Origin of the sequence: Endozoicomonas sp. ONNA1 (genome assembly GCF_024606325.1) — a bacterium.
In the GTDB taxonomy this organism is placed as follows: Bacteria; Pseudomonadota; Gammaproteobacteria; order Pseudomonadales; family Endozoicomonadaceae; genus Endozoicomonas_A.
In genome coordinates this window covers 1-5983 of sequence record NZ_JAHHPN010000834.1, presented here as the reverse complement: position 1 = coordinate 5983, position 5983 = coordinate 1, and the positions used below count along the sequence as shown (strand labels likewise).

The following is a 5983-nucleotide window of genomic DNA, read 5'->3' as shown; positions in this document are numbered from 1 at the left end:
TCAAATTCATCCACTGTCTGATATCCGTCGACACCTCTGACGGCCTTCATGTAGTGCTCAATCTCAGTCTTGCTGATCAGGCCTTCACGCATCAGGGCGATAATCTTGTGACCACTGGCAAAATGGGTAGTGACGAATTCCGAAAAACTTTTCAGGTCCTCTGGTTCATGCTCGACGTAATGAGTGGCTGTTTTGCCCATGCCGTAAATGACCTCATCGTATTCCTGAGCCCCATTTTGCAGCTGATTCCTGGCTCTGAAAACCAGCCTCTGGACTTTAGCCAGAACATTCAGAGGTTGACCTTCCACAGGCTCGGAAGAGGGGAGCGGGAAGATCGTTTTCAGGCGTTTGAAGACTTTTACAATCCGGTTGGCCTGATCAAACGTCAGACTTTCTCCGACCAGTGTCCGCAGTCGGACCGGTGCAAGTTCATCGTCAAAATCGAAGGTCGTGAAGCAGGGCATTGCCTTACCGCTTTCTACAGCTAATTCTGCAAGACCCATTGCAGCTTCCAGAGCTTGTTTCTTGAGAGAGTGCTGCTGCATGAAGTCGCGTATATCGGTCAGAACTTTGACCTGTCTCGGCGTGAACTGAAAGGGACCACCGTCATTTTCGACGGATTTTTCTGCAGCCTTCCGGAGTTCCTTCATTCTCTCAATGTCTGCTTTCCTGGTTTCAATCTCACTTTCCAAGCGAGCCTGTTCCTGAGTCAGTCGCCCGATGTCGCCACCAGTAGCATCATTGCCGCCCAATTGTAGTTGCCTGTTTCGCAGGGCATTAACCCGATGTTCATAGTTGTCAGCAGGGGCGGGTTTAATACCCACGGCTTTTTCAGTGGCTCCAATAAGCGCTTGATAATCTGCCAGATCTTGTTTTGCATTGGATACAGCTTCTCTTTTATGCCTCAGGGCTAAAAACAGCTCAGTTATTTGTCCTGGTAAGGGTTCAGCCAAATCATCGATGGTACTAAAAATATTCTCATGTATTTTACAAATCAGAGCCGCTTCTGCGAGATCCTCATCAGCCATTGCACAGGTTAAATCTATACTTTTCATGTCGTGCTCATGCAGAAATTCCGTGACCTGAGCGTACTTTTTTCTGGTTAAAGGCAGCTCACCCAGTGCTTCATCGAATTCGTCCTGTCCCTGACGATCTTTAAAGGCTGCATTGGAAATAAAATAATCAGCTTCTTCCTCTGTACCGAGGTCATCCCCCTGGATGTTAAGACCTGCTCTGGCTCTCAGTTTTTCATGGCCTTTGCCACGAAGAGTATTCAACTGGTGATGAACACTTGCCAGCTCACTTTCAGCTTCTGCTACTACTCGTCTGGCCCTGGCTACCTCACGATCAAGTACGTATCGGGGTTTTGGCCCCAGCCGGGCCACTTGCCTGTCAAGCTCATTCTCAATGACTGCGATGCGCTCGTTAATGTCAGGCTGACCCGCATTAAAAACTTCTTCATCCAGCGCCTGGAGTTTTTTTTCAATCAGACTGTTCTGGTCGTCGATAGTGGCATCGTCTTTATAGTCCCCAATGTTGAGTTGATGAGCCATTTCATTGTTCCAGGCTCTTCTGGCAACTTCTTCATCACAGTCTTTGCTCACTTCGTCCAGTAACTCACTGATTTTGACTCTTAGGGCATACTTCCGGTCAGGCAGGGTGGCATCCTTCTCAAACGCTACCTGCAGCTTACTGGCCAGCTCAGCAGTGAACGCCATGCTTCTTTCTCTGGCTGCAACGTTTTCATGAGGATATATCCTGAGCTTGTCTTCTATAGCTGCAAGATAACCTGTCTGTTTTTCACTGGCTTGCTCATCGACCTCTTCGACTTTATAGGTGAGGCGCCTGCGAAGTATACTGAGCCATTCCGGGCTCCCTTTTTTCGGATAAGAAAGGGTAATATCTGTAAGAGGGCTCTCGGGTTTGAGACTCTTCATGTACTCAAGTCTGCGGTTTTCTTGTGTGACAATATTATATATCTTGTCCAGCATGTACTCCGGGACATCATCAGCATCAAGCCTTGTACGAACCCTGGCAAGTCTTGCTGCTTTGTTATCACCTCTATTGATTTTAATGTTGAACACCTGTTCTGTGGCTGACAGTATTTCCAGGGCCTCTTCCTCTGCCCGCTCACTGGCTTTTGTGATGAATGCCTGCATGCTGTCAGAAATATCCTCGCGACGGAGATACACACCATCGTTTTCATCAACGTCACTCATCTCAAGGGCTTTTTCTACGGCACTCAGTGTCTCAAGAACTTCAGGCATGGCTTTGGGGTGGCCTGGTGTTTGGATGTCATGCAGTTGTTTTTCCAGCTCTTTAAGTTTGAAGAGCTTGGCATGTACTGTTGACTCCAGGGTGTCGCGGTCTTCCAGTGTGGTGTCTTCACTCAGCTTGATATCAAGAATCGCCGCCACAGCATTTTTCCTGAGCCTGGTGTAAGAATGCTCCATATCGCGTTGTTTGCGCATTTTATAAAGTTTTTGACGCAGACGTTGCCCCTGGGCATTTATTTTCTTAAGTTTTTTAATCAGGCGTTCTTGTTGGGCGTCAATATCTGCATTGCTATCAAAGTTCTGAATGTTTAAATGCGCGGCAATGGTTGCATAGCGGGCTTTGATATCAGGTTCATTTTTAGCATCTGTTCTGGTGCTCTGTTGCTGAAGATATTGCTGATCGATCTGCACTTCCCGCAACTTAAGGTGCTGCTGAATGTTCTGGCAACGGACTTCCGGGTTCTTTTCATTATCCGGAACCAGACCAGACTGACCTTCAGTGTTAGCCAGAATATTCTGCATTAACCGATCGGTTAGTTCTGCCTTTTGTTGCAGGTGGTGTTGAATGTTTCGACAGCAGGTATCCAGTTTGTTTTCATTGACAGGAGTAATACCCTGCTTGCTGACAGTGGCCGCCAGTTTTTCTTTTAAAGCTTCTTCCCCGGGTTGTCCTGATCTGGTAATCGATGTTGCGGTAACTGGTGTTGCGGTAACTGGTGTTGCGGTAACTGGTGTTGCGGTAACTGGCGTTGCGGAAATCGATGTTGCTGCTATCGCTTCACGAACTTCTTTTTTCAGAATGGGAGTACGATCGACTTCTTTCTGAAGGTTCTGTATCCAGTGACTCCGTTCTGCCAGTTCTTTTTCGATCTGAGCGTCCTGTGTCCTAATGTGTTGCTGAATGGTCCGGCAACGCATCCCCGGGTCTTTTTCGTCAACCGGGACCAGACCAAGCTGACCTTCAATGTACGCCAGATTATTCTGGATTATTCGATCGCTCGCGTCTTCCGTGATTATACCGAACCGATAATCAATTAAAGCCATATTATTCTGGATTAACCGATCGGTTAGTTCTTCCTTTTGTTGCAGGTGCCGTTTAATGGGCTGAAGGATATCCGGGTCGCCTTCATTGATCGACGTAATATCGCGCTTGCCGCCAATGGCCGCTGGTTTTGCTTTTACAGCTTCTTCAACTGGCTGTCCGGTTGCGGCAACCAGTTGTTTGATTTCATGTCTAATGAGACTGGCTTGTTCTTCGGGTGGCTGGGTATCATCCCAGTCATCAATACCAAGCTCTGCTGCTATTTGAGTGTTGCGAACTTTTGTAGCATCTGCTCTGGCATCACGAAATTGTTGTTCCAGCTCTGAAATTCGTTTGACTGCCTGCTCTTGTAGATGCTGAGCTGGCGGATAAACGACCTCAGGCGCATGCGGCTTAAAGAGCTGCAGAATGGCTTTGTGTCGGGCTTCCAGGTCATTTTCGTTGTTCGGAATCAGACCGAGTTGATTTTCAATGCTGGCCAGTCGGATCTCCTCTGCGATGGGGTCTGCCTTTTGTTGCAGAGGCTTTCCTTTTGCAATAATTGTTGCGACCGTCATCTGGTGAATTTGATGAATTTTTTTTTCGATATGTCTGAGTTGTTCTCCGAGTGGCTGGGTATCATCCCAGTCAACAATACCAAGGTTTGCTGCCCGTTGAGTGTTGTAAGCTTTTCTGGACTCTTCTCTGGCGTCACTCATTGGTTGCAACTTTGGAATTCTTTTTACTTCCTGCTTTAGCTTCTCCAGCTGGTTTTGCATTCTTACAATTACTATTCGAGTGTTTGCAAGTTGATTCTCATATTCTTGACAGAACAAAAGTGCTATCGGATTTTCCTTTTCACTGCAATTAGCTTCCTCCGAAGTGAGTTTTAACAGGTTTCTGAGCTGGATGAGTTCTCTTTCATTTGCCTCCTGCGCTATCAGTTGAGTTTCTACTTCAATCAGCTTTCTGGAGGTCTCTCTCATAACGTTGGAAATAAACGCTTCGTCATGCTCAGACGTTTTGGCCTTCGTTTGGCTAGTATCACTCATCGAGAGTATCACTGGCTGAATGTTCTTAATAAAGATCGGGTTAGCCAGAAGATTTCTAAGTACGGGTTTGAAGCTGAAGTGTTTTTCGAGTTGATTATGAAACAAGGTTGGTGTGAAGAACGACGAAGCGACCCTGATGTGCCCTATTGTGAAATCAAATTCATCTGCTTGATCTGAACTGGCAATGGTCAGTGCCTGCTGGATAGATTCATAGTCTGCAAGCGCACTCAGTTCTAATGTGCCAAGACCAGCACCGCGGCAACAATCCAACCGTTCAGCAAACCCCTCCAGTAGCGCCATCTGCCTGCTTCGAATGACATACTGGTAGCTTTTGACCTTGTCTTTTTTTACCTGTGCTACGGCGGGAGTGGGGTTATTAGGGTTATTTTCTTCCTGGAAGCTGTTGAGGCGTTCCACAAAAGCGATGTCGGTCGGGTTCTGTTTCTGACCGCGGAAAACAATAATTTCCCCCCGGGCCTCAGTTACTTCCAGTTTTGGATAACCAACAGGCATTGGATAAGCCTGTCTTTCATCTCTAACGTGTACAACATAGCCGACGGGCTGATGGTATGACAAGAGATCATTCAGAGCTTGCTGTTGTAAATCTTCCCCCAGAACATGAACCTGGGTGTAAGCAGAGGTGGCTGCTGCAAGTAAAACTTCATCGTTGACAAAGAGCGATTGACCCAGACGCCTCAATTCAGGAGGCTGATCACCGGAAGCGATAAGACGCATGAAAGTGCGCCCTCTTACTTCAACTTCGTCTACTTCAATGGTGGCAAGGACAACGTAGTTATCAGCTTCGCCCAGGTTTCCTGCTCTTTCATGCGCACCTTTCAGCACTCCGGCCAGATGTTCGGGATTGGCGATTTTTGTTAGCGGTTCTAAGGGTTGTACATCACCTGACTGAGCTCGAACAGCCGCAATTGAATTCTGATGGATCATTCCGTCTCTGACTTCAATGACCAGCACCTTTTCTGCAAGGTTCTGGGTGAACTTGAATACCCCCTCATTACCGACCTTCAGGACTTTGGTGTACTTCCTGGCAACGTCATCCTTGCTTGTTTCAAACTGATCAACCATGGAAACGCCGCCCCCGATGCCAGAAAGAACGTCTGTGAAGCCTTCAGAAGGAACGTCGTAACCCGCATTGACTTCAGTCTGATCAGGGTAGGTAGTTGTAATGGATTTGGGTATTGGCTGCTGGTTATCACCCAAAGTTGGCTGAACCACAACCTCACTCAGGATATACACCGCCTGTCCATTGCTCTGAATATCGACAGACTTTGTCAGCAGCCTGCGATCGGCCAGTACCTGTGTGACAGTGATGGAAGAGCTGATGGCTACGGCCACTGCAAGACTTAATGCATTGGGGCGGGCACATGTCATTCTATTACCTCAGAGCTGAGTACTTTTGTCACTGTGAAAAGTGAGGTCCACACCAGGCGAGGGAGCAACGGTTAATCACCCATGGCTGTCAATTGCTCATGGCTGTCCTGTCACCACTTTGTTGCCATTCGTAGAAGGTACCCAGAGTGTAAGAGTAAGGAATACTTTTTGCGTGGGAGAATGACCATTCAGGCACATTGTCCCTGAAGTATTTCTCCCAGCCATGCTCATACATCTTCATGGTG

Annotated in this window: 1 protein-coding gene; it reads right to left on the bottom strand. The window is 47.4% G+C overall.

The window, feature by feature from the left end; all coding sequences use genetic code 11:
- A partial coding sequence (locus tag KDK19_RS19740) for a hypothetical protein (protein ID WP_257292693.1) occupies positions 1 to 5738 on the bottom strand: 5738 nt, incomplete at its 3' end.
- Positions 5739 to 5983: the final 245 nt, after the last annotated feature.